The 23,252-nt window shown below is 41.9% G+C and carries 23 protein-coding genes and 1 other RNA gene; 10 read left to right on the forward strand and 14 right to left on the reverse strand.

The window, feature by feature from the left end:
- Positions 1-85: 85 nt before the first annotated feature.
- From I1A42_RS14130 to rpoE, 4 genes are read right to left on the reverse strand one after another with little or no spacing between them, the layout of a single operon-like run.
- Complete coding sequence (locus tag I1A42_RS14130) at positions 86-556, reverse strand: SoxR reducing system RseC family protein (RefSeq protein WP_161153805.1); 471 nt, start codon at positions 554-556, stop codon at positions 86-88.
- 2 nt (positions 557-558) lie between these two features.
- Positions 559-1,521 carry a sigma-E factor regulatory protein RseB gene (gene rseB / locus I1A42_RS14135; protein ID WP_196123870.1) on the reverse strand — a complete coding sequence of 321 codons (963 nt, stop codon included), beginning with the start codon at positions 1,519-1,521 and terminating at the stop codon, positions 559-561.
- A gap of 11 nt (positions 1,522-1,532) precedes the next feature.
- A complete protein-coding gene (locus I1A42_RS14140) occupies positions 1,533-2,156 on the reverse strand; it encodes a sigma-E factor negative regulatory protein (RefSeq protein ID WP_196123871.1) in 624 nt (207 codons plus the stop codon).
- A 32-nt stretch (positions 2,157-2,188) separates the two neighbouring features.
- A complete protein-coding gene (gene rpoE, locus I1A42_RS14145; protein WP_161153802.1) occupies positions 2,189-2,761 on the reverse strand; it encodes an RNA polymerase sigma factor RpoE in 573 nt (190 codons plus the stop codon).
- Positions 2,762-3,260: 499 nt separating this feature from the next.
- Between rpoE and nadB the strand changes: the two genes are divergently transcribed.
- Complete coding sequence (gene nadB, locus I1A42_RS14150) at positions 3,261-4,874, forward strand: L-aspartate oxidase (protein ID WP_161153801.1); 1,614 nt, start codon at positions 3,261-3,263, stop codon at positions 4,872-4,874.
- Between the two features lie 14 nt (positions 4,875-4,888).
- Here nadB and I1A42_RS14155 read toward each other — a convergent pair whose 3' ends face one another.
- Positions 4,889-5,209, reverse strand: coding sequence for a hypothetical protein (locus I1A42_RS14155; RefSeq protein ID WP_196123872.1), 321 nt, complete (start codon positions 5,207-5,209; stop codon positions 4,889-4,891).
- 46 nt (positions 5,210-5,255) lie between these two features.
- Positions 5,256-5,516: an FAD assembly factor SdhE gene (locus I1A42_RS14160; RefSeq protein ID WP_161153799.1), complete on the reverse strand. Its 261-nt coding sequence runs from the start codon at positions 5,514-5,516 to the stop codon at positions 5,256-5,258.
- A gap of 150 nt (positions 5,517-5,666) precedes the next feature.
- On the opposite strand from I1A42_RS14160, the gene ygfZ reads away from it, so the two are divergent.
- The 3 genes from ygfZ to I1A42_RS14175 all read left to right on the forward strand — a co-directional run bounded on the left by ygfZ (position 5,667) and on the right by I1A42_RS14175 (position 7,891).
- Positions 5,667-6,638, forward strand: coding sequence for a tRNA-modifying protein YgfZ (ygfZ, locus tag I1A42_RS14165; RefSeq protein ID WP_196123873.1), 972 nt, complete (start codon positions 5,667-5,669; stop codon positions 6,636-6,638).
- Complete coding sequence (locus I1A42_RS14170; RefSeq protein WP_161153908.1) at positions 6,631-7,125, forward strand: aminoacyl-tRNA deacylase; 495 nt, start codon at positions 6,631-6,633, stop codon at positions 7,123-7,125. The genes ygfZ and I1A42_RS14170 overlap by 8 nt, the downstream gene beginning before the upstream one ends.
- A 559-nt stretch (positions 7,126-7,684) precedes the next feature.
- On the forward strand, positions 7,685-7,891 hold the full coding sequence (locus I1A42_RS14175; RefSeq protein WP_161153797.1) for a DUF1107 domain-containing protein: 207 nt from the start codon (positions 7,685-7,687) through the stop codon (positions 7,889-7,891).
- 60 nt (positions 7,892-7,951) lie between these two features.
- Here I1A42_RS14175 and I1A42_RS14180 read toward each other — a convergent pair whose 3' ends face one another.
- The 3 genes from I1A42_RS14180 to I1A42_RS14190 are packed head-to-tail and all read right to left on the reverse strand — an operon-like array spanning position 7,952 to position 10,964.
- Positions 7,952-9,181, reverse strand: coding sequence for an FAD-dependent 2-octaprenylphenol hydroxylase (locus tag I1A42_RS14180; protein WP_196123874.1), 1,230 nt, complete (start codon positions 9,179-9,181; stop codon positions 7,952-7,954).
- A 13-nt stretch (positions 9,182-9,194) separates the two neighbouring features.
- Entirely contained in the window at positions 9,195-10,370 is a 1,176-nt protein-coding gene (ubiH, locus tag I1A42_RS14185) for a 2-octaprenyl-6-methoxyphenyl hydroxylase (protein ID WP_196123875.1), read from the reverse strand.
- Positions 10,371-10,388: 18 nt separating this feature from the next.
- Positions 10,389-10,964: a YecA/YgfB family protein gene (locus I1A42_RS14190; protein ID WP_196123876.1), complete on the reverse strand. Its 576-nt coding sequence runs from the start codon at positions 10,962-10,964 to the stop codon at positions 10,389-10,391.
- A gap of 241 nt (positions 10,965-11,205) precedes the next feature.
- Between I1A42_RS14190 and zapA the strand changes: the two genes are divergently transcribed.
- The 5 genes from zapA to serA all read left to right on the forward strand — a co-directional run bounded on the left by zapA (position 11,206) and on the right by serA (position 14,588).
- On the forward strand, positions 11,206-11,517 hold the full coding sequence (gene zapA, locus I1A42_RS14195; RefSeq protein ID WP_161153793.1) for a cell division protein ZapA: 312 nt from the start codon (positions 11,206-11,208) through the stop codon (positions 11,515-11,517).
- A gap of 12 nt (positions 11,518-11,529) precedes the next feature.
- A non-coding RNA gene (gene ssrS / locus I1A42_RS14200) (6S RNA) lies at positions 11,530-11,715 on the forward strand.
- Between the two features lie 4 nt (positions 11,716-11,719).
- The gene (locus I1A42_RS14205) at positions 11,720-12,304 is read left to right on the forward strand and encodes a 5-formyltetrahydrofolate cyclo-ligase (RefSeq protein ID WP_196123877.1); all 585 of its coding nucleotides are present in this window, start codon (positions 11,720-11,722) and stop codon (positions 12,302-12,304) included.
- A gap of 114 nt (positions 12,305-12,418) precedes the next feature.
- The gene (gene rpiA, locus I1A42_RS14210; protein ID WP_196123878.1) at positions 12,419-13,075 is read left to right on the forward strand and encodes a ribose-5-phosphate isomerase RpiA; all 657 of its coding nucleotides are present in this window, start codon (positions 12,419-12,421) and stop codon (positions 13,073-13,075) included.
- A 283-nt stretch (positions 13,076-13,358) separates the two neighbouring features.
- On the forward strand, positions 13,359-14,588 hold the full coding sequence (gene serA, locus I1A42_RS14215; RefSeq protein WP_161153790.1) for a phosphoglycerate dehydrogenase: 1,230 nt from the start codon (positions 13,359-13,361) through the stop codon (positions 14,586-14,588).
- A 73-nt stretch (positions 14,589-14,661) separates the two neighbouring features.
- Here the strand turns inward: serA and ilvN are convergent, their stop codons facing one another.
- The 5 genes from ilvN to I1A42_RS14240 all read right to left on the reverse strand — a co-directional run bounded on the left by ilvN (position 14,662) and on the right by I1A42_RS14240 (position 21,213).
- Positions 14,662-15,156, reverse strand: a complete 495-nt coding sequence (gene ilvN, locus I1A42_RS14220; RefSeq protein WP_161153789.1) for an acetolactate synthase small subunit — start codon at positions 15,154-15,156, stop codon at positions 14,662-14,664.
- A 1-nt stretch (position 15,157) separates the two neighbouring features.
- On the reverse strand, positions 15,158-16,879 hold the full coding sequence (locus I1A42_RS14225) for an acetolactate synthase 3 large subunit (protein WP_196123879.1): 1,722 nt from the start codon (positions 16,877-16,879) through the stop codon (positions 15,158-15,160).
- Positions 16,880-17,266: 387 nt separating this feature from the next.
- Positions 17,267-19,036, reverse strand: coding sequence for an AMP-dependent synthetase/ligase (locus tag I1A42_RS14230; RefSeq protein ID WP_196123880.1), 1,770 nt, complete (start codon positions 19,034-19,036; stop codon positions 17,267-17,269).
- A gap of 185 nt (positions 19,037-19,221) precedes the next feature.
- Positions 19,222-20,190, reverse strand: coding sequence for a transcriptional regulator LeuO (gene leuO, locus I1A42_RS14235; RefSeq protein ID WP_161153786.1), 969 nt, complete (start codon positions 20,188-20,190; stop codon positions 19,222-19,224).
- A gap of 489 nt (positions 20,191-20,679) precedes the next feature.
- Positions 20,680-21,213 carry a phosphatase PAP2 family protein gene (locus I1A42_RS14240; RefSeq protein ID WP_161153785.1) on the reverse strand — a complete coding sequence of 178 codons (534 nt, stop codon included), beginning with the start codon at positions 21,211-21,213 and terminating at the stop codon, positions 20,680-20,682.
- A gap of 483 nt (positions 21,214-21,696) precedes the next feature.
- On the opposite strand from I1A42_RS14240, the gene leuA reads away from it, so the two are divergent.
- A complete protein-coding gene (gene leuA / locus I1A42_RS14245) occupies positions 21,697-23,247 on the forward strand; it encodes a 2-isopropylmalate synthase (protein WP_161153784.1) in 1,551 nt (516 codons plus the stop codon).
- Positions 23,248-23,252 lie beyond the last annotated feature (5 nt).

Here is a 23,252-nt window from a genome sequence, read left to right on the forward strand (position 1 = left end):
CGCCAGTGGCGGTATTTCATTCAAGTTGGGCGATTCTAACCAATTTCGCTTTGGTTCGCACCTTATTTAAACGATTGATGATTCTTTAAACAATAGGCTCTCCAAGCACTCTTAGCAAAACAACTTCGTTTTGAGAGCGTTGTTCTAAGCGCGGTGAACAATATTTTGCTAATCCAATACCTAGCGCAATAAAAAGAAATGAAGACAGAATAACGGTACCTTCTCCACCGCCCATCTCTGGCGCAAAAAAACTATCGCCAAGCCATGCACCAATAATCATCATAAAGAGTGGCACAAGGTAAACTAAGGCTGCAGACTGCAATAAGCTCTTTTCTGGGAAGCCTATTTCTACTACTTGACCTTGCCGAACGGTTTGGTCGGTTTTAAGCGTCCAAAGCAGCGCTTTGCTACCTATCGCTTTAGAGACTAACCCCGTACCACAGCTTTTTGCGGAAGAACAACTACTGCAGCTGGTTTTTTGTTCACAACTCAGTTGGATTTGATACCCTTGCTTTTGCTGTTGAACGGCCATCACTGTGGCTAACGCGGTCATCATAATTAATTAACTCCCTGACGATTAAATTGCACCGACTGGGCAACTTTCTGAGCCGTTGCAGGAGGAATATCGCCAATCACAGAGATCTCATTATCACCCTGGACATAAGTTTGCAGAGTTCGACGCCCTTGGCGGAACAACTGATTTTTCAATGAGTGATTATCTCGTTCTGACACATAGACAGAAAAACTAAACAACCCATCAGAAAACATTTGGCTTTCCACTAAACGATCAGTAATCGCCATTCGGTAACGATTAATCTCCATTGCCTTAAAGCCATCAGGTACCCATTCGACTGCCCACTTGGCTTTCTTAATATTCCCTTTAGGAATGGAGAGCACTTCGGGCAGTTTAACACTGTTTAAACCAGACATCATCTTAGCGATTTTATCGTTGATCGAATATGAGATCGTACGATACTGCTCGAGGACTTCGCCATTACGATCCACCAGATCAGCTCGCAGCGGAAGATCGCTGTGTTCATCTACCCACAAAATGTAAGAATAACGCAAACCATCTTTCGGAACGATGCGTAGTACCTGACAAGGACTGCCCGCTTCACGAGCTCGACCCACTTTGACAAAGTCATAGTACTTACCCAATTGATCAACGTTGCTATTAAGCATTGGCATCAAAGGAGCAACCATATTACTCGACTCGATAGTGAAGGGATCAACACCGGGTTCAATATAACTGACCTCATCACCGCGGCGAATCACTTCTCGAACCGGCCCACTTAAATAAACCAAATGGGCAAACTGCTGGGATTTTTCTCGAGCATGACGATATAAAATCGGCTCCAAGCCGTTTTTCTTAATCAGGATATAAGACAGCTCATAATTGAGTTGCTGACTTGCTCTGTTCATTTGATGCAACAAAGCCTCCGCAGAAGAATCTTCTGCAAAGGCATAATTTGTCGAGCTCAAACTGAACAGCGTCAGCACACTGATCAGAAATTTCTTCATTCAACTACCAATTATTTTGATGGTTGTGAGGCCACACCGCTCTCACTATTCAGTCTTAATTGCAACTCGTAGTCTTGCAAAAAGGCGTTCACACGACGACGTTGCTCTTGAATATTCGACTCACCACGATCATCATTCGCTTCATGAGTGACAAGACTTACGGGTTCAGCCTTTCCAGATAAAGGTATGGTTTGCAAAACTGGGATCTGGTCATCGCTAGACTGAGATGCAACGGTTTGGTCACTCGAGCCGTATTGCTGAACACCAACAATGACAACTAACGAAACACAAGCAGCAACCGCAACTTGTCCAAACTGAGACAACCAAGCTGGCAACTGACGACGAGCTTTCGTTGGCTTAGGTTGAGCCTCGATAGGCAATGGTGTGTCATCCACCACATTTGCACTTTGTGTGTAACGAGCATTGTGCGCAGGTTCATTTTCCAACGCCAGAGACACACTCTCAGCAATATTCCATTCTGGTTTTTCGGGAGCCTCACCACGCATGACATCACCAATTAAATGGTAATTTTTCCACGCATCCAGCCCCTCCTGATCGTTGACCAATTCCTGTATAAAGGACTTGTCAATCGTTTCTCCATCCATGAGAGCTGAAAGTTTTTCTTTGTCAGCCATTCTTTTCACCATAGTAGTTACTAACATCAGCCTTAGAGCAAAGGTCGAATTCTTTTCTCTACTGCCTCACGAGCACGGAAGATACGAGAACGCACCGTTCCAACGGGACAATCCATTACTTGCGCGATGTCCTCGTAACTCAAGCCATCGAGCTCTCGTAACGTCATCGCAGTTTTCAAATCTTCAGGTAGCGCTTCGATCGCACTAAACACTGCCCCTTTCAATTCCTTGGACAACGTCAGATTTTCAGGGTTCGAAATTTCTTTCAATGCACTACCCGTTTCATAAAATTCCGCTTCTTCAGCGTCGACATCAGTAGCGGGAGGTCTACGCCCCTGAGCCACGATGTGGTTTTTTGCAGTATTGACAGCTATGCGATACAGCCAGGTATAAAATGCGCTATCACCACGAAACGTTGGGATGGCGCGGTATGCTTTAATAAAAGCTTCCTGCGCAACATCAGCTACATCACCAGAATTGCTCACATACCTAGAAATAAGGTTGCAGACCTTGTTTTGATAACGAAGTACCAAAAGATTAAAAGCTTGCTTATCTCCGTTCTGAACTCGCTCAATCAATACCTGATCGGTCAGCTGCTCGTTCATTCGAGCGGTTACTCCTATTGTTATATCCCCTTACCTTCTCAGATATGGGCATTAATTGTGCAGAATGTGTATTGGCACCACTACTTACATGAGCACCTATTGTGACTCAGTGGTTTAGATAAAGTTCAATTCTCTGTGAAATTTTTACCATAGTTAATTCGCAATGTGATGCAATCTAGGTTTGCGAAAACACTCTATAAGATATTGAAGATTTCATTACCGAAACACAATAGCATTGACGATATAAATGCTTTTCCTTTTCAAATCTATTTCAGAAAAGGACACTATTGGATATTGGCATTTTTAAGGTTAACAACAACACCAAAAGTAAAAATAACTAGGTCCCATCATACTAGAAATAGTGGCAATTGTTACTGATCTCAATGATTCGCTAATGAGATTAGCGTTGAGTTAAGAATGGAAGTTTGGCCTGTACATGACCACCTCGATATCAGTCCATTTGTCGTAACCTAATATCGTTAAAGGATTTCAATGCGTTATGAACACCCATAAGGAACACACGTGTGATGTACTGATTGTCGGTAGCGGTGCTGCTGGCTTATCACTTGCATTACATGTCGCCGACCATTGCCAAGTCATTGTGCTCAGTAAAGGCCCGCGCAGCGAAGGATCAACCTACTATGCACAAGGAGGAATTGCAGCAGTATTTGATGAAACGGACAGTATTGACTCACACGTTCAAGATACCTTGATTGCAGGCGCAGGTATATGTGATGAGCAAACAGTTCGCTTTATTGCAGAACATGCAAAACCTTGCGTACAGTGGCTTATCGATGGTGGCGTCCCTTTTGACAAGCTGAACGACCCCAACACTGAGGATGAGACTCCTCGTTATCATCTCACTAGAGAGGGCGGACATAGCCACCGCCGTATTCTTCATGCTGCCGACGCAACCGGCATGGCAATGCAAACTTCACTACAAGAAAATGTAAAAAAACATCCTAATATACAGATCTTTGAACGTCATAATGCGTTAGACCTTATCACTGAAGATAAAGTCGGCGGGAGCCAACAAACCGTCGTTGGTGCTTACGTCTGGAATCGACATGATGAGCATGTTGAAACGATTCGCGCTAAATGTGTGGTTTTGGCTACTGGCGGTTCTTCAAAAGTGTACCAATACACATCCAATCCAGATATCTCTTCTGGTGATGGTATTGCCATGGCATGGCGTGCGGGCTGTCGTGTCGCTAATTTGGAATTCAACCAATTCCACCCCACTTGCCTATATCACCCAGAAGCGCGTAATTTTTTGTTAACCGAAGCTCTGCGTGGGGAAGGCGCTTATCTGCGCCGACCTGACGGCTCACGCTTCATGTTAGATTTCGATGAAAGAGCAGAATTAGCGCCGCGAGATGTAGTGGCTCGAGCAATCGATTATGAAATGAAACGTTTGGGCGCAGATTGTATGTATCTCGATATTACGCATAAACGTGCAGAGTTTATTCAGCAACACTTTCCCATGATTTATAGCCGTCTCATGGAGTTGGGTATTGATATGACCAAAGAGCCCATTCCTATCGTCCCCGCAGCTCATTATACCTGTGGTGGTGTGATGGTCGATCAACAAGGGAAAACCGACCTAAACCACTTATATGCAATTGGGGAAGTGAGTTACACCGGTTTACACGGTGCCAATCGAATGGCATCAAACTCTCTACTCGAATGCGTGGTATATGCATGGTCTGCAGCACAAGCTATCTTGCAAGAGTTGCCGCAAATTCATTTATGCTCTGAATTGCCCATATGGGATGAAAGCCAAGTGAGTTGCTCAGATGAAGAAGTGGTGATCCAGCACAACTGGCATGAGTTACGCCTTTTTATGTGGGATTACATGGGTATTGTTCGCACAGATAAACGGTTAGAACGAGCTTTAAGAAGAATTCAGTTACTGCAACAAGAAACACATGAGTATTACAGTAATTTTAGAGTATCGAATAACTTATTGGAGTTACGTAATTTACTGCAAGTTGCTGAGCTTATGGTGAGATGCGCCATGCAGCGTAAGGAGAGCCGAGGGTTGCATTACACCTTAGACTATCCCGAACCTAAAGAGCCAAGTGGCCCAACGATACTCACACCAAATCAATAGTTCAATGGGAGCGCTCAGCGCTCCCTTTTCAGTGCAACAAGTAAATGGCGGTACACTTCATCAGAACAACTATCTCTCCAAAGCAGTACCCAATGCTTTTGCTCCGTTTTAAAACCAATAAACCATTGCGCCAATAAAGTATTTACTGATTGATACGAGCACTCTTGAATGCTGTAAATCCGAGAACACTCAAAATCAATTTCTATATCACCAGATAAATGTGGATGAAGTAGTGAAACACTTCGGCTATAGGAGATAAGCAGGGCAAGCAGACCAGCACTGGCAACTAATGGCCAATCAAAAGCGACAATCCCCCACATCAACAGCTGTAGCATTAGTTGATTGACGATGAGGGAATGAAAAGAAGGATTCAGATAAAGCTTAACGCGCTTTGCTGAGGTTATAGGCGACAATTTTATCAACCATAGCCGCATTGTTGAGGTTTTCAGAACGTCCGTGTCCCATGATCCATTTAAATAAATCTGGGTCATCGCATTCTAAAAGTGACACAAAATTTTGTTGCTCTACTGGTGTTAAGTCTTCAAAACATTCTTCGTAAAATGGCATGATCACAACATCAAGCTCCAACATGCCTCGGCGGCATGCCCATTTGATACGAGCTTTTTCTTCTGCGGAGTACATGTTTTTCCTCACTTATTCTTTTATTTTCTACTGTCAGTGTAACAACACATGTTGCCGACAACCAGTGACCAAAATCAAAGAGTCAGTTGAAGCTGACAAAAAACATCAACCAGATTACCATAAAGGAAATTCTTCACTTAGGTGAACAGTATGGACTGGAAAAATCAATTTTCTCCGCTCGACATCACAGCGGCAGATGCTATTCCTGAGCTAGCGCTCACACATTTAAATTCATGGAGTGCAATCTCCATGGTTGGTGATGACAAGAAAAGTTACTTACAAGGCCAAGTGACTTGTAATGTCGTGACTTTGGCAGCCGATCAATCCACTTTTGGCGCACATTGTGATGCAAAAGGTAAGGTATGGTCTGTTTTTCGACTCTTCCATCATCGCGATGGATATGCACTATTCCAACCTAAATCAGCGTTGGAAATAGAGCTTGCTGAGATAAAAAAATACGCCGTATTTTCCAAAGTTGACATCACGGAGACTGATGACATCGCCTTGGGAATGATGGGGCCTAAAGCACAACAGTGGATAGATGAGAATACTGAATCTCAAGGTGATGTGCGCCCGTTAATCGATGGAACTGCCGTGAAAATTTCTCAGCAGCGCTGGCTATTACTCGTTTCAAACTCAGCAGCCGAAACACTCATTAACGATTTTTCTGGAACAAAAGTCACAGAAGAACTTTGGACCCGCTTCGATATTGAGGACGCTCTGCCTGTTATCACTTCGTCTGAGCAGAACGTGCACATTCCACAAGCATTGAACTTACAAGCTCTCGATGGCATTTGTTTTACCAAAGGCTGTTATACCGGCCAAGAGACTGTCGCTCGAGCAAAGTATCGCGGCATCAACAAACGCGCTATGTATCCCATTAGCGGCAATATAACGACACCATTACCCCAAGGCGAAGTGATTGAACTTGAGCGAGCAGTGGGTGACAACTGGCGTAAAGCAGGCCAACTGATGGCGTACTATCAATTTGCAGACAAGCACGCGATTGCGTTAGCCGTATTGCCTAATAATTTGGAAGCGGATACCCAATTCCGGTTAGCTAACCAACCAGAAACACGCTGGAAAATGGAGCCACTACCCTACTCTCTTGATGATGAATAATCCCGAGTTCAAAACTAAGATCACTCAGTATCTTGATCAACAGCAGGTGAAATATCGCCTGCTGCCTCACCAATCGCCAGCTAAAACCGTAGAAGATGCCGCTAAACAACGTGGTATCCAGACTGAACAAATGGTGAAATGCATATTACTGAGAGATATGTCTAATCGTTACGCTCTTGCCTGTACCGCTGGGAATACAAGCGTTGATCCGAAAAAAGTTCGCGCCATTTTAGGTTGGCGTAGGATGACCTGTGCCGAAATAGATAAGGTAGAGCCAATAACTGGTTATATTATAGGCACTGTAACACCTATAAATCTTAAAACTGAAATGCCTATCTTATTCGATAAAAGCATATTAACGCAAAATGATGTCACTATCAGTAGCGGCTCAAAAATGGCAGGAATCTGCCTAAAACGTGTCGACTTGGAAAACCTAGTCAAGCCTTTGATTAGTAACATTCAAAGAGATCCCAAGCCCACTATGTAAAGCATTACATGCATGCGTGATATTGCTCACATTATGCAATATTTCGTCATGAATATTAAATCAATAGCAAAACATAAATAGTCATCAGATTATTTTTAGAGTACTCTCGGTACCGTTGGTTAATGTTGAAGTATAAAAATGATGCTTTAACGTAACTAACGAAAAAGTGAATCCACTGATTGTTTCAGTACATCCACTTTTTGTGTAATGCATCTGTGACTATTGGCCCGCAAAGATTTTGCGGGCATTTTTTTGCCACGTACCCGACACATCGACAAAACTCTTCTACGTTTACAACATCTATAGGCTATTGTTTTATTGAGACCAATTAATTTAGTCACACCTAATACTATTAATTCGGATGAGTTGGCAACAAAATTGCATATAACGAATGAAGCAAGTTATCGACCAACAGAATAATTACAGGTAAAAGTGTCTATATCAGCACATTTTGCTAAAAAATTGCATTCATATGGTTATATATATGCACTTGTCACACAAGTTCTAACATTGATCAGATATGCTTGTACGGCTTTCAAAAAAATAAAAGGATCCAAACATGAGACTCTTCAAGCGCTATACGCCAAGTATGATTGCTAAGCATATAAGCCGGTTGTTCAAAGGAAGAATCTATATCTCTGGTATTGGTAAATTTGAATTTGATAATGGTAAGCTCATTGTGCCAGACAAGGCTGAAGTTCGTCATTTTCAGACGGTCAAAGAAGTGAACCAAGAAGTCATGAAGTTGCGCTGCGCCCATGTCTGAGAGTGCTTAACGCAGAAGAAAAGATTTAAAAAGGGTTGGCAGAAGCCAACCCTTTACTCATTATGATTCGTGTACTCCACGAGCCATCTTAGCTAAATCTGGTAAGTCACCTTTCAGCCCTAAAGCACGTTTCATTATCTCATCTTTAGCGCCTGGCAGTTGCCCTACCAGCTTCATGCCGATACCACGAACTAATTTTTTCGCTGGGTTATTGCCTTCAAACAGGTCTTTAAACCCTTGCATCGCAGCAATCATTTTAGCAGCTTCAGCTTTACGCCAACGTTCATAACCACGTAAATTGCGTTTTGCACCAATATCTTCCCCATTTTGCCACTGAGCGATCACTTCTTGTGCAAGAGCTGCTGCATCCAATAACCCCAAGTTAACACCTTGGCCAGCTAATGGATGAATGGTATGAGCTGCATCACCCACTAACGCAACACGGTCTAGTACAAAATCGCGAGCATAGCGCATCTTCAAAGGAAAGGCTTGGCGTTCCCCCTGCAATTCACATAATCCTAAACGACCATCAAACTCAGTGGTGAGTGCCTGATTAAATTTATCATCCGGCATTTCCAACAAACGCTCAGCACGATTAGGATCCGTAGACCAAACAATTGAAGAAAGGTTAGGATCTTGCATTGGCAAAAACGCCAACGGACCTAGTGGTGTAAAAATTTGTCGAGCAATACTTTCATGAGACTCAGCAGTGCGTACGTTAGCAACAATAGCGCTGTGACCATAATCCCAATGAGTCAATGGAATATCAAACTGTTTACGAACCCATGAGTTAGCCCCATCAGCACCAACAACCAATTTTGCAGTCACCGCTTGTCCATCACTCAGCGTTAACCAAGCTTCACTTTCACCAACCGCAATATTCTGTATGGTGACAGGCATGTGTAAAGAGACATTTATCTGCTTCTTCACTTGGTCAAGTAACGCCAGTTGAATAACTCGGTTCTCAACAATATGACCCAAATTAGGCTGGGTCATTTGATTAGCACTGAATTCAATGCGAGCAAAACTATCTTGCTCCCATACTTCCATCGCTGAATATGGTGCAGCTCGACGAGACATCACACCATCCCACGCGTTGAGATTACGCAAAATCATTTCTGTAGATCGGCTTAAAGCTGATACGCGCACATCCGGTAGTTCATCTAAGGTGTCGTCAGGAATTTTCCCTTCAATGACTGCGATTCGTAGGTCTGTGTCTTTGAAAGCAGCAGCCAACGCGAGGCCGACCATACCACCACCCACTATCGCAATATCCACACTTTGCATCATATTTGAATACCTTCTATCGATTCACGATCCCTAAGGTTCGTTTTAAAAGAGGCGCTTTTAGCGGAGTAATATTATCAAGCACCGCTAGTCCGAGATTTCGTCCTACTTGAAGCGTCAGCAAATCATTTGAAAACAGATGAACCAGAGAAGACGTTAATGTGATTGTCGCTTGACGATCACATTCTCTTCGCTGCTGAAAACGAGCCAGTTGACGATAACAACCAATATCATCACCTTTGGTCACTTCTTCCGCTAAACTTGCGACATCGCGAATTCCCAAATTAAACCCTTGTCCTGCTATCGGATGTAATGTCTGTGCAGCATTACCAACAATAGCAAAACGATGAGAAACATTTTTTTCTCTATGACTTAATTGTAAGGGATATGAGGCTCGTTTTCCTACTCGAGTAAAACGGCCTAACCGCCAACCAAAATCTTGCTGCAGTTGCTGTAAAAACTCATCATCAGAACATGTCATAAGATCAGACACTTTCTCAGGTTCAATACACCAAACAAGAGATAAACGCCGTTCACCCATCGGTAAGAGAGCAATTGGACCATGATGAGTAAAACGCTCAAAAGCACGACCATTGTGTGCTTCACTACTCACGACATTAGCCACAATGGCACATTGACCAAAGTCGTGTAATGTCGATGTCATATCGAGTTTCTGGCTACACGTTGATACCGCGCCGTCGGCTGCCACCAGTAATTTACCTGAGATAGCAGAACCGTCTGACAACGACACAATCACTTGCTGTTGCTCACGTTTAATATCAGCAACACTCATTGGGCAATACATTTCAATGTTCGGACACTGATGTAATTTGTCATCATAGATTTTGCCCACATTAGCAAGCTCTATAACGTATCCTAGCGCATTGAGATCGGCTTCGTTGTGGTCAATTTCTGTCATCCCATAGTGGGAACGGTCTGACACGTGAATATGAGTGATAGGCGTTGCTACTGCTCGTAAATCACGCCATAGATCAAATTGCTCTAAAATTTGTACTGTTCCGTACGATAAAGCAATCGCACGAGAATCAAATCCTGGATGTTGCCGGTTATCTGATTGAAATGCTTCGATAACCGCGATAGATAACCCTTGTTGACTAAGCTGGTTTAATGCCAATGCCAATGTTCCACCGGCCATTGCTCCACCAGCAATGATCACATCAAATGATTTCACCTTTTGCTCCCGCTTCCCTTAATGCAGGGTTGGCTTTTTGTCCTGTTCAGGTCTGACACCGAAATCAGCATGAAGTGCGAGTACACAGGCTTTAACATGCTCAATAACCTGCTCAAGAAGTTCGGCCTGTTCTTCTAGGTCATCTTCTGCGTCAATGCCTAACTTAGCGATTTCCTCTAAGTCTTCGAGTGCTTCTTTCGCTGTTGGCGATGCTTTTTTAACCTTCGCCCCAGCAAGTCCAACTCCGGAAATAAAATGGTTGACCCATTCAGCAACTGAGTCAGCCAAATCAAATACTGCCTGCTCACCTGTCGATTCAGGTAACATCAGAGTAAATTCCATACTTAAGCGAGTTAATTGACTATTGGTGGATTGCAACATTGTTTCCGCTGCATTCAATGGCTTGGTTGGCCACCCCATACCATCATTCGTGTAATCAAAAACAAGTGGCTGCCAGCTTTTATCTTTTAAGCTTAGTCCACCAGCTAACATTCCAGAAAGTAGGCCGTGCAATTCAGCCGGAGTGATATTTAACGCAGCTTGTTTTAGTTCTAGCGCTAATTCATCGTAGTCAGGAAAGGTAATCTCGCTCATAATGGGCTCTGTGTTAACAAAATAATTCCAATCCTATCACTTCGACGATCATGCGCAAACGCCCAAGTGATCAATTGTGCGCAGCTTTTACTCAAATTGCCTAATAACTGAGTTTTTGCTTCGCCTTTTAAGACGAAGAGATGTGAAAAGCTTGAATCTTACTCCAGCTTTTCCTATAGTTGCCCCTCGATATTACACAAGGGTGTAAGATCTTTAGGTACGCTAATAGAGTTCATTAATCATGAGTAATCAAGCGGTTGACGTCGAAATTTTAGGAAAAGTAACTCGAGTAAACTGTCCACCTGGACAGGAAGAGTCTTTGATTTATGCCGCCAAAGATCTTGATCAACGATTGAAAGATATGGCTGAGCGTACTAAGGTAACCAATGAGGTTAAACTACTCACGATTGCCGCTTTGAATATCTGTTATGAGCTTCATGAAGCTCAACAAATCCAAAGTGATAAAGATAAGATGCGCGAACGAATGGAAAAGCTCACCGCATCACTCGAAGAAGCATTGAGTAAGGTAAAGCCAGGACAGCTTCAGCCTTAACTACATAGAGAATTTACCCTGGGGTGTTCGTGATTCAGGATTGAAGTCCCTGAGCCGATAAGCAATACAAAAGGGTTAGTACTTGGTAGCTATTGAGCAGGCTCGGCTTGTACCGAGAAGCCTACGGTTATCATTGCCAATCCGCCTTGAACCAGCTGGTTCAAGGGTCCAAATCCTAAACGGCACCTTGGGGTTCCCTACCATGAAAGATGCTCGCCAACATATTCGTAAACAAGTTCGTGACAGACGTAATCAACTTGATTTTCATACTCAACAGGTAGCTGCAACTCAGCTTGTTGAGCAATGTTTACGATTAGAAGCATTTCAATCAAGCCAGAATATCGCGCTATATTTATCGACCGATGGTGAGCTCAATACTGCCCCACTTATCGATGCTTTATGGCACAAGAATAAATCGATTTATATTCCCGTTCTTCATCCATTTTCGCCCGGCCACCTGCTTTTTCTCCACTATCAAAAATCCAGTAAAATGGTGAAAAACAAATACGGTATTTCGGAGCCGAAATTAGATCAACGCCACATCATTCCAGCCCACCAGTTAGATATTATTTGCACGCCATTAGTCGCCTTTGATGATCAATGCCAACGTTTAGGTATGGGAGGCGGTTACTACGATAGAACACTCGCTCCTTGGTTTAAAACTGGCGTTGGGGCCAAACCTATCGGCCTAGCACACGATTGCCAACAGATTGATCAAATACCTACCGCCGCATGGGACATTCCATTACCTATGATTGTGACACCAAGTAAAGTGTGGCAACGCTAATCAACCTTTGACTTAGCATTTCGATGGTTAGGTAATTGGTATCCTTGAGCCTTCAGTATATAATCGCGCCCACAAATCGCTTTCGTTACTACTCGCTATCAGGAGATTGGCATCATGACTCAAGATGAAATGAAAAAAGCCGCAGGTTGGGCTGCTCTTAAATATGTAGAAAAAGGCAGTATTGTCGGCGTGGGTACAGGCTCAACTGTCAATCACTTCATCGATGCATTAGGCTCAATAAAAGACGATATCAAAGGTGCTGTTTCAAGTTCTGTTGCTTCAACCGAAAAGCTAAAAGGTTTAGGTATTGAAGTCTTTGATTGTAATGATGTGATAAAACTTGATGTGTATGTTGATGGTGCGGATGAAATCAACCCAAGTAAAGACATGATTAAAGGCGGCGGTGCAGCATTAACTCGTGAAAAAATCGTTGCCGCTATTTCAGAAAAATTCGTCTGTATTGTTGATGGTACGAAAGCCGTTGATGTATTGGGTCAATTCCCTCTTCCAGTCGAAGTCATTCCTATGGCTCGCTCCTATGTGGCTCGAGAAATTGTTAAGTTAGGCGGCGATCCTGTTTATCGCGAAGGCGTGGTAACAGATAATGGTAACGTGATTTTAGATGTTTATAACATGAAGATTACCAATCCAAAAGAATTGGAAGACCAACTAAACAGCCTAGCAGGTGTCGTCACTAATGGTCTATTTGCCCATCGTGGCGCTGATGTAGTAATAACAGGTACCGCCGAAGGTGCAAAAATAGAAGAATAATGTTCGAGAATAAAGAGCTGAACTAAGATCAACTAGTTGCTTAATATTTTTCATTTGACGTTATCTGATTACAAGAGGCACCATGCGGGTGCCTTTTTTGTTTCCATTGGTAAATAAATTATCTCTTATTCCGTAATTTTCTTACCCAAAGACAGAAAAGTTTGTTAGTTTAATGGGCAGAAGATGCACGACGAAAACGTTTGCTTTTCATAACAAGACTCACTAACTTATGTGGGCTCAGTGTATCTGAATTTCCCCCTTTCCATATTTAAGGACGAGAATAATGGCCAAAGTTTCATTGGAAAAAGATAAGATCAAAATTCTTTTACTAGAAGGTGTACACCCATCTGCTGTTGAGGTGCTACAGGCTTCAGGCTATACCAATATTGAATACCACAAAGGTTCGCTTCCAGAAGAAAAGCTACTTGAATCCATTAAAGATGCTCACTTTGTTGGTCTACGCTCACGTACTCACTTAACAGAAAAAGTGATCAACGCTGCCGATAAATTAGTGGGTATTGGTTGTTTTTGTATTGGTACTAACCAAGTTGATCTTGATGCTGCTGCTGAGCGCGGTATTCCAGTGTTTAACGCACCATTCTCTAACACACGCAGTGTGGCAGAATTGGTATTGGCTGAAATGATCATTCTTTTCCGTGGTGTTGCTGAGAAAAACGCTCTTGCTCACCGTGGTATTTGGAAAAAAAGTGCAGACCATTCCTTTGAAGCTCGTGGTAAAAAATTAGGCATTATCGGTTATGGCCATATCGGTACTCAACTTAGTATTCTAGCTGAAAGTCTTGGTATGTACGTCTACTACTACGATATTGAAAACAAGCTATCACTAGGTAATGCTCATCAAGTTCATACCTTAACGGAGCTACTGAACAAATGTGATGTTATCAGCCTGCACGTACCTGAAACTCCAGAAACCAAAAACATGATGGGCAAAGAAGAATTTGACCGCATGAAACCAGGTTCAATCTTCATCAACGCTTCTCGCGGAACGGTTGTTGATATCCCAGCACTATGTGCGGCACTAGAATCAAAACACCTTGCTGGTGCAGCCGTTGACGTATTCCCAACAGAGCCAGGTTCAAATGCTCAACCATTTGAATCGCCACTAATTGAGTTTGATAACGTTATCTTGACTCCACACGTAGGTGGTTCAACTCAGGAAGCGCAAGAAAACATTGGTATTGAAGTCGCGGGTAAACTAGCGAAATACTCTGATAACGGTTCAACACTATCAAGTGTGAACTTCCCAGAAGTATCACTACCAGAACAACGCAATTGTTCTCGCCTACTACATATTCATGAAAACCGCCCTGGTATCTTGAATAAGATCAACAATATCTTTGCTGAAGAAGATATCAATATCGCAGCTCAATACCTGCAAACAACACCTAAAATGGGTTACGTTGTTGTCGATGTTCAAGCAGCTCGCTCTGAAGAAGCATTAGAAAAACTGAAAGAGATCGAAGGTACAATTCGTACTCGCATCCTGTTCTAATTTGCTCATTAATACAAAAAACCCAGCGATCATCGCTGGGTTTTTTATTATCTATATCGTGAGGTAGAAAGTGCTAGCTTCTTAAAGCGCGTTCACCACGAGCAATTCCAACAATCCCACTGCGAGCGACTTCAACCACATCAGTAAACTGGGCGACAGACTGAATAAACGCATCCAGTTTATCTGTATCACCGGTCAGTTGTACGGTGTAATGCGTTGGATTGACATCAACGATCTGACCACGGAAAATATCGACCATACTTTTTACTTCTTCACGAGCAGAACCCGATGCTTTTACTTTAACTAACATCAGCTCGCGTTCAATGTGCTCAAATTCCGTTACATCTTGAACTTTCAATACATCTATCAATTTGTGCAATTGTTTTTGTATCTGTTCAAGCTGCATACCATCAGAATCGGTGGTGATATTTAAACGTGAAAGCGTTTCATCATCAGTTGGTGATACATTCAGACTTTCAATGTTGTAGCCACGCTGAGAGAATAAACCGACCACACGAGATAATGCTCCAGGTTGGTTTTCTAGTAGTAAAGAAATAACACGTCTCATCTTAGGTTCTCTCCGTTTTGCTCAGCCACATTTTATCCATACCTTCACCCTTGATTTGCATCGGGTAAACATGCTCGGTTTCATCCACACTAATATCAACAAATACCAGACGATCTTTCATATCAAGCGCTTTCTGTAAACCCGCCTCTAATTCATCTGGTGTTGAAATGCGAATACCGGCGTGGCCATAGGCTTCGGCAATGGCGACAAAGTTTGGCACTGAACTCATGTAAGAGTTGGAGTGGCGACCATGGTAAATAATGTCTTGCCACTGTTTTACCATTCCTAAGAAACGGTTATTTAAGTTAATAATTTTAACTGGAATATCATATTGAAGAGCGGTTGAAAGCTCCTGAATATTCATTTGGATACTACCATCCCCAGTCACAACAACAACTTCTTCATCAGGATGTGAAAATTTAACCCCCATCCCAGCAGGCAAACCAAAGCCCATCGTGCCTAAACCGCCTGAGTTAATCCACTGTCTTGGTTTATCAAATGGGTAATATAAAGCGGCAAACATTTGGTGCTGACCAACATCAGATGCGACGTAAGCTTTACCTTTAGTTAAACGATAAAGAGTTTCTATCACTTGCTGTGGTTTAATACGTTCAGGGTTCTTCGTATAAGAAAGGCATTGACGCTCTCTCCAACCTTCAATGTGTTGCCACCATTGAGCAATCGCTTGTTGATCGTTTTGATCCGTTTTATCCCCCAACAACTTAAGCATGGTGTCGAGAACTTGATCGGCAGAACCCACAATTGGGAGATCAACTGGAACATTTTTAGAGATCGAAGAAGGATCAATGTCAATGTGCATGACTTTGGCATTCGGACAATATTTTTCTAAATTATTGGTAGTTCGATCATCGAAACGTACGCCAATACCAAAAATAAGATCAGAATTGTGCATTGCCATATTGGCTTCATATACACCGTGCATGCCAAGCATACCAAGGAAATTTTTATGGGTTCCTGGGAAGGCCCCTAATCCCATTAGCGTACTCACAACCGGAAGGTTTAACGAGTTAGCCAATTTTAAAATCTGTTTATGTGCACCAGAAATAATTGCCCCACCACCAATATATAACACTGGCTTTTTGGCTTCTAATAGTGCTTTAAGCGCTTTTTTAATTTGCCCTTTATGCCCTGTCGTTGTCGGGTTATAAGAACGCATTTTAACGCTTTCAGGATAGCTATAAGGCAGCTTAACCTGAGGATTCATTACATCTTTTGGTAGATCAATAACCACAGGACCAGGTCGTCCTGTCGATGCGATATAGAATGCTTTTTTAATTGTCTCTGGAATATCTTCTGCTTTCTTCACTAAAAAGCTATGTTTCACGATAGGACGAGATACGCCCACAATATCGCACTCTTGAAACGCATCATTACCAATTAAATTAGTTGCCACGTTACCAGAGATAACCACCATAGGGACTGAGTCCATATAGGCAGTCGCAATACCTGTTACCGTGTTTGTTGCTCCTGGACCAGAGCAGACGAGGACGACTCCTGGCTTGCCTGTAGAACGTGCATATCCATCAGCCATATGAGTCGCAGCTTGTTCATGACGAACAAGGACGTGCTTAATTTTATCGGTTTTTTCGTGGAGAGCGTCGTAGATGTCCAATACTGACCCACCAGGGTAACCAAATATCTGTTCTACGCCTTCTTCGATCAGAGATTGCACCACCATCTCTGCGCCGGATAACATTGCCATTTTTTCTCCTTACCAAACCTACAACAACGTGGTTGTTATTGAGGCTGGTTTACATAGTTAGGGCTTATTCGTAGCCTAATTCGAAAACCTTCCGCTTTCGGCTATGTCCCGAGCCTGTCATAACAAGTCACGGGTAAACGGGCAATACTGTACCTGCTAATGACCTAACGGTCTAACGTGGATTGGCGCACAGTTTTAATAAGATGTGGTGAAAAAGTATAAATAAAGTCATTAACTCTGTTAAAAAATTAAAAATCAGAGTTATCGATAAGTTAATGAAGAAAAAATGTGAGAAAATATATTATAACGAATAAAAACTTATGCAACTACGGTCATTAAATACTCTATAATAGGCCCTCAATACCAGAGAACCTATCACCATAAAAGCTATTTACCGTACATTGCTTTAATTTCACCTTCATATCGAGTGTGAATCACTTTACGACGTAGTTTTAGAGTTGGAGTTAACTCCCCATCTTCCAAAGAGAAGGCATTCGGCAGTAACGTGAATTTTTTTACCTGCTCAAAATGGGCAAGATGTAGCTGAAGTTCATGAATTCTTTTTTCAAACATCTCTATGATCTGCGCATGTTTGAGTAGATCGATACGATCATGATACTTAATATTCAATTCCCGAGCGTATTTTTCTACCGTGTCGTAGCAAGGAACGATCAATGCCGAAACAAATTGGCGCGCATCAGCTATAACAGCAATCTGCTCGATATAATGATCTTTACCTAACGTACCTTCAATCATCTGTGGTGCGATGTATTTTCCACCCGATGTTTTCATGAGCTCTTTAATACGCTCAGTGATAAACAACTGCCCATGTTCATCGATATACCCTGCATCCCCTGTTTTCAAATAGCCATCTTGGTCAAATGCAGCAAGAGTATCGCTTTCATTTTTATAATAACCCTGCATGACCATTGGGCCTTTCACCAAAATTTCATTATTAACACCGATACGGATATCAACATCAGGCATAGCAAGTCCAATTGAATTGGCGTCAAAATGGCTATCAGGCCAACAAGACACCGTTGCCGTGGTTTCAGTCATCCCATAACCCACTTTGACATTAATACCTAAAGCATGGAAGAAGCGACCAATAGAAGGTTCAAGCTTCGCACCACCACATGGCATCATTTTCAAACGACCACCAAGTAACGCTCTCAATTTGCTTAATACTAATTTATCGGCAATCCTAAAACGCCATGCCCCTTTACCTGAAGACACATAACGCTCGCCCACGGACAAAGCCCATGAAAATAAAGTCTTTCTAAACCATGAAGCATGAGAAACTTTGTCATGCACTGCTGCATAAATTTTTTCATAGAAGCGGGGAACCGCACACATCACGGTTGGAGAAACTTGCTGTAATGCTTCTCTAACCACTTTAACGTCATGGAGATAACAGTTAGTCGCCCCCTTATATAAAACGTAAAAGCACCATGCTCTCTCAAACACATGCGACAAAGGTAAAAAGCAGAGAGATATATCATCAGGCGTCAAATTTAGCCGAGAATCATGCCCAGTCATCTGAGCGGATAAATTGCGGTGAGATAACATTACCCCCTTAGGTTGTCCGGTTGTTCCCGAGGTATAAATAAGAGTAAACAGATCATCAAGGTTCAACGTATTTAAACGCTGATAGAGCGATTCTAGGTAATCACTTGTTCCTAAAGAAATAAATTCATTAAACGATAAAACAAAATCAACATCAGGCATTTCAATATGTTCATCCATGATCACGATACGTTCTAAGCGTTCACACTGATTAAAAATTGAAATGGCTATGTCCAGTTGCTGTTGGCCACTGACAAATAAAATACGAACATCAGCATTTTCAGTAATGTATTTGGTCTGATTTGGTGTACTTGTAGGATAAATAGGCACAGTGACGACTCGTATCTGCTGAGCAGCCACATCACAAATCGTCCAACGCGGCATATTGGTAGCAAAAATACCGACTTTTTCTTGTACATCCAGACCGCACGCTAACATAGCTAACGAAAGCGCACGAGTATGTTGATCAAACTCACTCCAAGAAATATCATGCCAATCATTATCAGCATAAAATCTCATAGCTACTCGCTCACCTCCTTCGGTCATCCTATCGCGAAGCTTATCTACAATATGAAAGTCTAATATGGCCATTTTTGTACCTAGAATATACCCTCTACAGGGCGGGAAGCGGCACAGTTTACAGACGCGCAGATAAAAGGCAACTCACCAAGATCAAAGTTAGGGACATATAGAAGGGATAAACTGAACAGATACAAAAAAGCCTCAAACCGGTATAGATTTGAGGCTAAAAGAGGCTAACTAACTACTAACAGTTATTATTTATCGGCGATTACTTCACCGCAGATCATCATTAACTGATCACGTAACCAAATGTGACCTTTGTCTTTCTCACTCGATTCATGCCAGCTTAAGTAACCGTGAATTTTCACATTATCAAATGGGCAGGAGATAATCTGTAGCTGATCACGATTAGCCGCATTTTCGACCATCCAGCGAGGAGCAATAGTGACAAGTTCAGACTGACCTACAACATAGAGAACATTGCTCAGACTTGTTCCTTCATAGCTAGAATGGCAATCAAGCTCGCGGTAAGCCTGTTCAGAGAAGCTACGTTGCCCATGAATTTTAGATAGCTTCGCATGATGTTCTTGAGATAATTCATCACGAGTAACACTACCTTGAATACGTGGGTGATTTTTCGCGGCAACAACCACTAATTCATCTTGAAAGATTTCAGTGCTTGAGAAGCCTTGCTCATCAAATCGAGCGTAATCGATAACAAAATCAATTTCTTGATAACGCATGCGCTCTGCGAGAAGACGATCAAATTCTGCATCTAAATGCAATTTTACATTTGGAGCTTGAGTTTGAATTGACTGCATGATGTTTGGCGCAAAACGAATATCACATGGGCTACAAATGGCCAATTTGAATAAACGAGTTGAAGTTTCAGGGGAGAAAACTGAACTTGGTAATTCGTTACGAATTAATTGTAAAGCTTGACGGATCGGCCCAAACAGTTGACGAGCACGTTGTGTTGGTTGGATACCACGACCTTGACGCATAAATAGCTCGTCATTAAACATAACCTTCAAGCGAGCAACGGCATTACTTACTGCTGGTTGAGACATACCTAGATTATGCGCAGCACGAGTAATGTTTTGCTCCTGCATAACGGCATCAAATACAGTGAGGAGGTTTAAGTCCACACTGCGTAATGTACTTTCCATTCGATAGCTTGCGATGGCACTCATCGCGTCTTTCCTTTCTACTTTATCTAACATACTGTGCAACGCCTCTTGGGTTCGTTTTTTTGTTATTAATCATGTGAGCGATAGAATTAAAATGGCGAACATTTGATGAAGATAGATAACCTAGGCTTTTATTATTTACCACTCGGATAATTCCACCGCGACACCTACTATCAACTAATTCGTACACGAATGGCAACCCGATTGATAAAAAGTCATTTCTTTTTATAAGTGAACTAAATAAAAACAATAATTATCAGTGTCTTATAAAAACATAAAAAAACATAAAAACGTGATAAAGAACAAATATTAAACTAATTGATAAAGGTATTTATTGCACAAAAGGCTAGTAAAGTCCCATTCACAGCATAAATATATGCTATTGCGTGAGGTGTGTTTCTTGTTAAGGAAACGGTTGCGTAATGATATTACTAACTATTTTATTAACAATAAAATAGAAAACCATAACATTAGCTGATAGACATATAGGTAGGAAAATCGACTCTATTCCATAAAGAATGCTCACGCATAATGCCCCAAGTAGAACAATGCGGCAGTGGCGCAGCAACACCCAAGAACAGCACCAATAATTACATCACTGACAAAGTGTACTCCTAATAAAACCCGTGCACAGCCAATCAAACATGCCCAGATCAGAGCCATACCATAGAGTTGAGGGAAAAAGTGGCCAATAATGCATGCAACAACAAATGCAGCAGCAGTATGTCCAGAAGGTAAACTGTATCTATCAGAGGGGGTAATAAAAGCCGGTAATAAAGGAGAAAATTCCTGTGGTCGACGACGTTGAAAACTGTTTTTTAGTAACCAATAACAAGGTAATTCAAGCAAGAAAGCCAGTAATCCTGCGATAACAAATCCTTGTCCAACCTGCCCTTTAATTCCCCAAGCAAGTAACGCAAAAATAACATAAAGATGCCCATCTCCTGTATGAGATATTGCCTTACTTACTCGAGCCGCAAAGCCACTATAACGATGTTGTAAACAATATAACGACACTGCAAAGTCGAGTTTAACAATTGGTTCTATTGTTCTCATGCTCCGTCTTCCTATTTATCCCTACAGACATGTCCTTTTTGACATTATTAAAATTAGGAGCGAGATGTGACGAATCCGTGATGTTTTCTTTTAAATGCCATGAAACTTACAACGGAACGCAAAAAATAAACAGCAACAATTTGAAAAATAAGAATAAAATAAACACGTTCAGTATCTCAAACCGATTATGGTATGAAGTGCTATTATTCTCCAGCCCACTTATTTGCATAAAAAATCAACTTTTTGGTTGACGTCATCACTTGAGTGCGGTACTAATTTACCAACTTAATTTGTGGATGTTTATATTAATGACAATTCGTTTTTCACTCCTTCTCAGCCTCCTCCTTATCGTGAAACAATCGCGCGGGTGAGCTGTGGACGAAAAACTCCACAATGCAGAATAACGAAAACCCGCTTTTAGCGGGTTTTTTTATAACTAAATCCAGGAAGAAAACGATTAACTCTCGAAATGAGGAAGCAAACATGAACGACCAGGTCATATTATTCGATACGACATTGCGTGATGGTGAACAAGCTCTATCTGCCAGTTTAACCGTAAAAGAAAAACTGCAAATAGCATATGCACTAGAACGTCTAGGTATCGATGTTATTGAAGCAGGATTTCCGGTTTCATCGCCTGGTGATTTTGAATCGGTACAAACCATTGCAAAAAATATTAAAAATAGCCGCGTTTGTGCTCTTGCTCGTGCCGTAGAGAAAGATATCGACGCAGCAGCTGAAGCATTAAAAGTTGCTGAAGCATTCCGTATTCATACCTTTATTTCAACTTCAACTGTTCATGTTCAAGACAAACTACGTCGAAGCTATGAAGATGTTATCGAAATGGGTGTTAAAGCCGTTAAACACGCACGTAAATTTACCGATGACGTCGAATTTTCTTGCGAAGATGCTGGACGTACGCCAATCGATAATCTTTGTCGTATGGTTGAGGCAGCAATTAGTGCAGGCGCTAAGACAATTAACATCCCTGACACAGTTGGTTATACCGTTCCAAGTGAATTTGGTGGTATTATTGAATCGTTATTCAACCGAGTTCCTAATATTGACCAAGCGATCATTTCTGTTCACTGCCATGATGATTTAGGCATGTCCGTGGCAAACTCGATCACAGCAGTACAACATGGCGCTCGCCAAATTGAAGGAACTATCAACGGAATCGGTGAACGAGCTGGTAATACGGCGTTAGAAGAAGTCGCTATGATTTTGAAAACCCGTCAAAATATACTAGGCGTTACAACCGGAATTCAACACGAAGAAATCAGCCGTACAAGTAAACTAGTTAGTCAGTTATGTAACATGCCTATTCAGAGCAATAAAGCTATTGTAGGTGCTAATGCATTTAGCCACTCTTCTGGTATTCACCAAGATGGCATGCTGAAAAATAAGAACACTTACGAAATTATGACTCCTGAATCCATTGGACTAAAAAACCAAGGGTTGAACCTAACGAGTCGCAGTGGCCGAGCAGCCGTTAAGAGCCACATGCAATCATTAGGATATAGTGATACTGACTACAACCTGGATGTGTTGTACGAAAACTTCTTGAAACTTGCAGATAAAAAAGGCCAAGTCTTCGATTATGACTTAGAAGCATTGATGTACTTTTCAAACCTGCGTGATGAAGACGATTACTTCAAATTGAATTATTTAAGTGTGCAGTCTGGCAGTGTAATGGCTACCACCAGTATCAAACTACAATGTGGTGATGAAGAAAAATGTGAAGCGGCGGTAGGCAATGGCCCTGTCGATGCGTTGTACCAATGCATTTACCGAGTTACAGGTTATGACATTGTTTTAGATAAGTTTGATTTGACCGCCAAGGGAGAAGGCGAAGACGGTTTAGGACAAGCCGATATCATTGCTAATTACAAGGGCCGTAAATATCACGGCACTGGCGTCTCAACAGATATTGTTGAAGCATCAGGTGAAGCGCTTTTGCATGTTATCAATAGCATCCATCGTGCAGATGAAATTGAAGAGATTAAACAACGCAAAAAAATCGCCACAGTATAAGAACT

Origin of the sequence: Vibrio nitrifigilis (assembly GCF_015686695.1) — a bacterium.
GTDB lineage: Bacteria > Pseudomonadota > Gammaproteobacteria > Enterobacterales > Vibrionaceae > Vibrio > Vibrio nitrifigilis.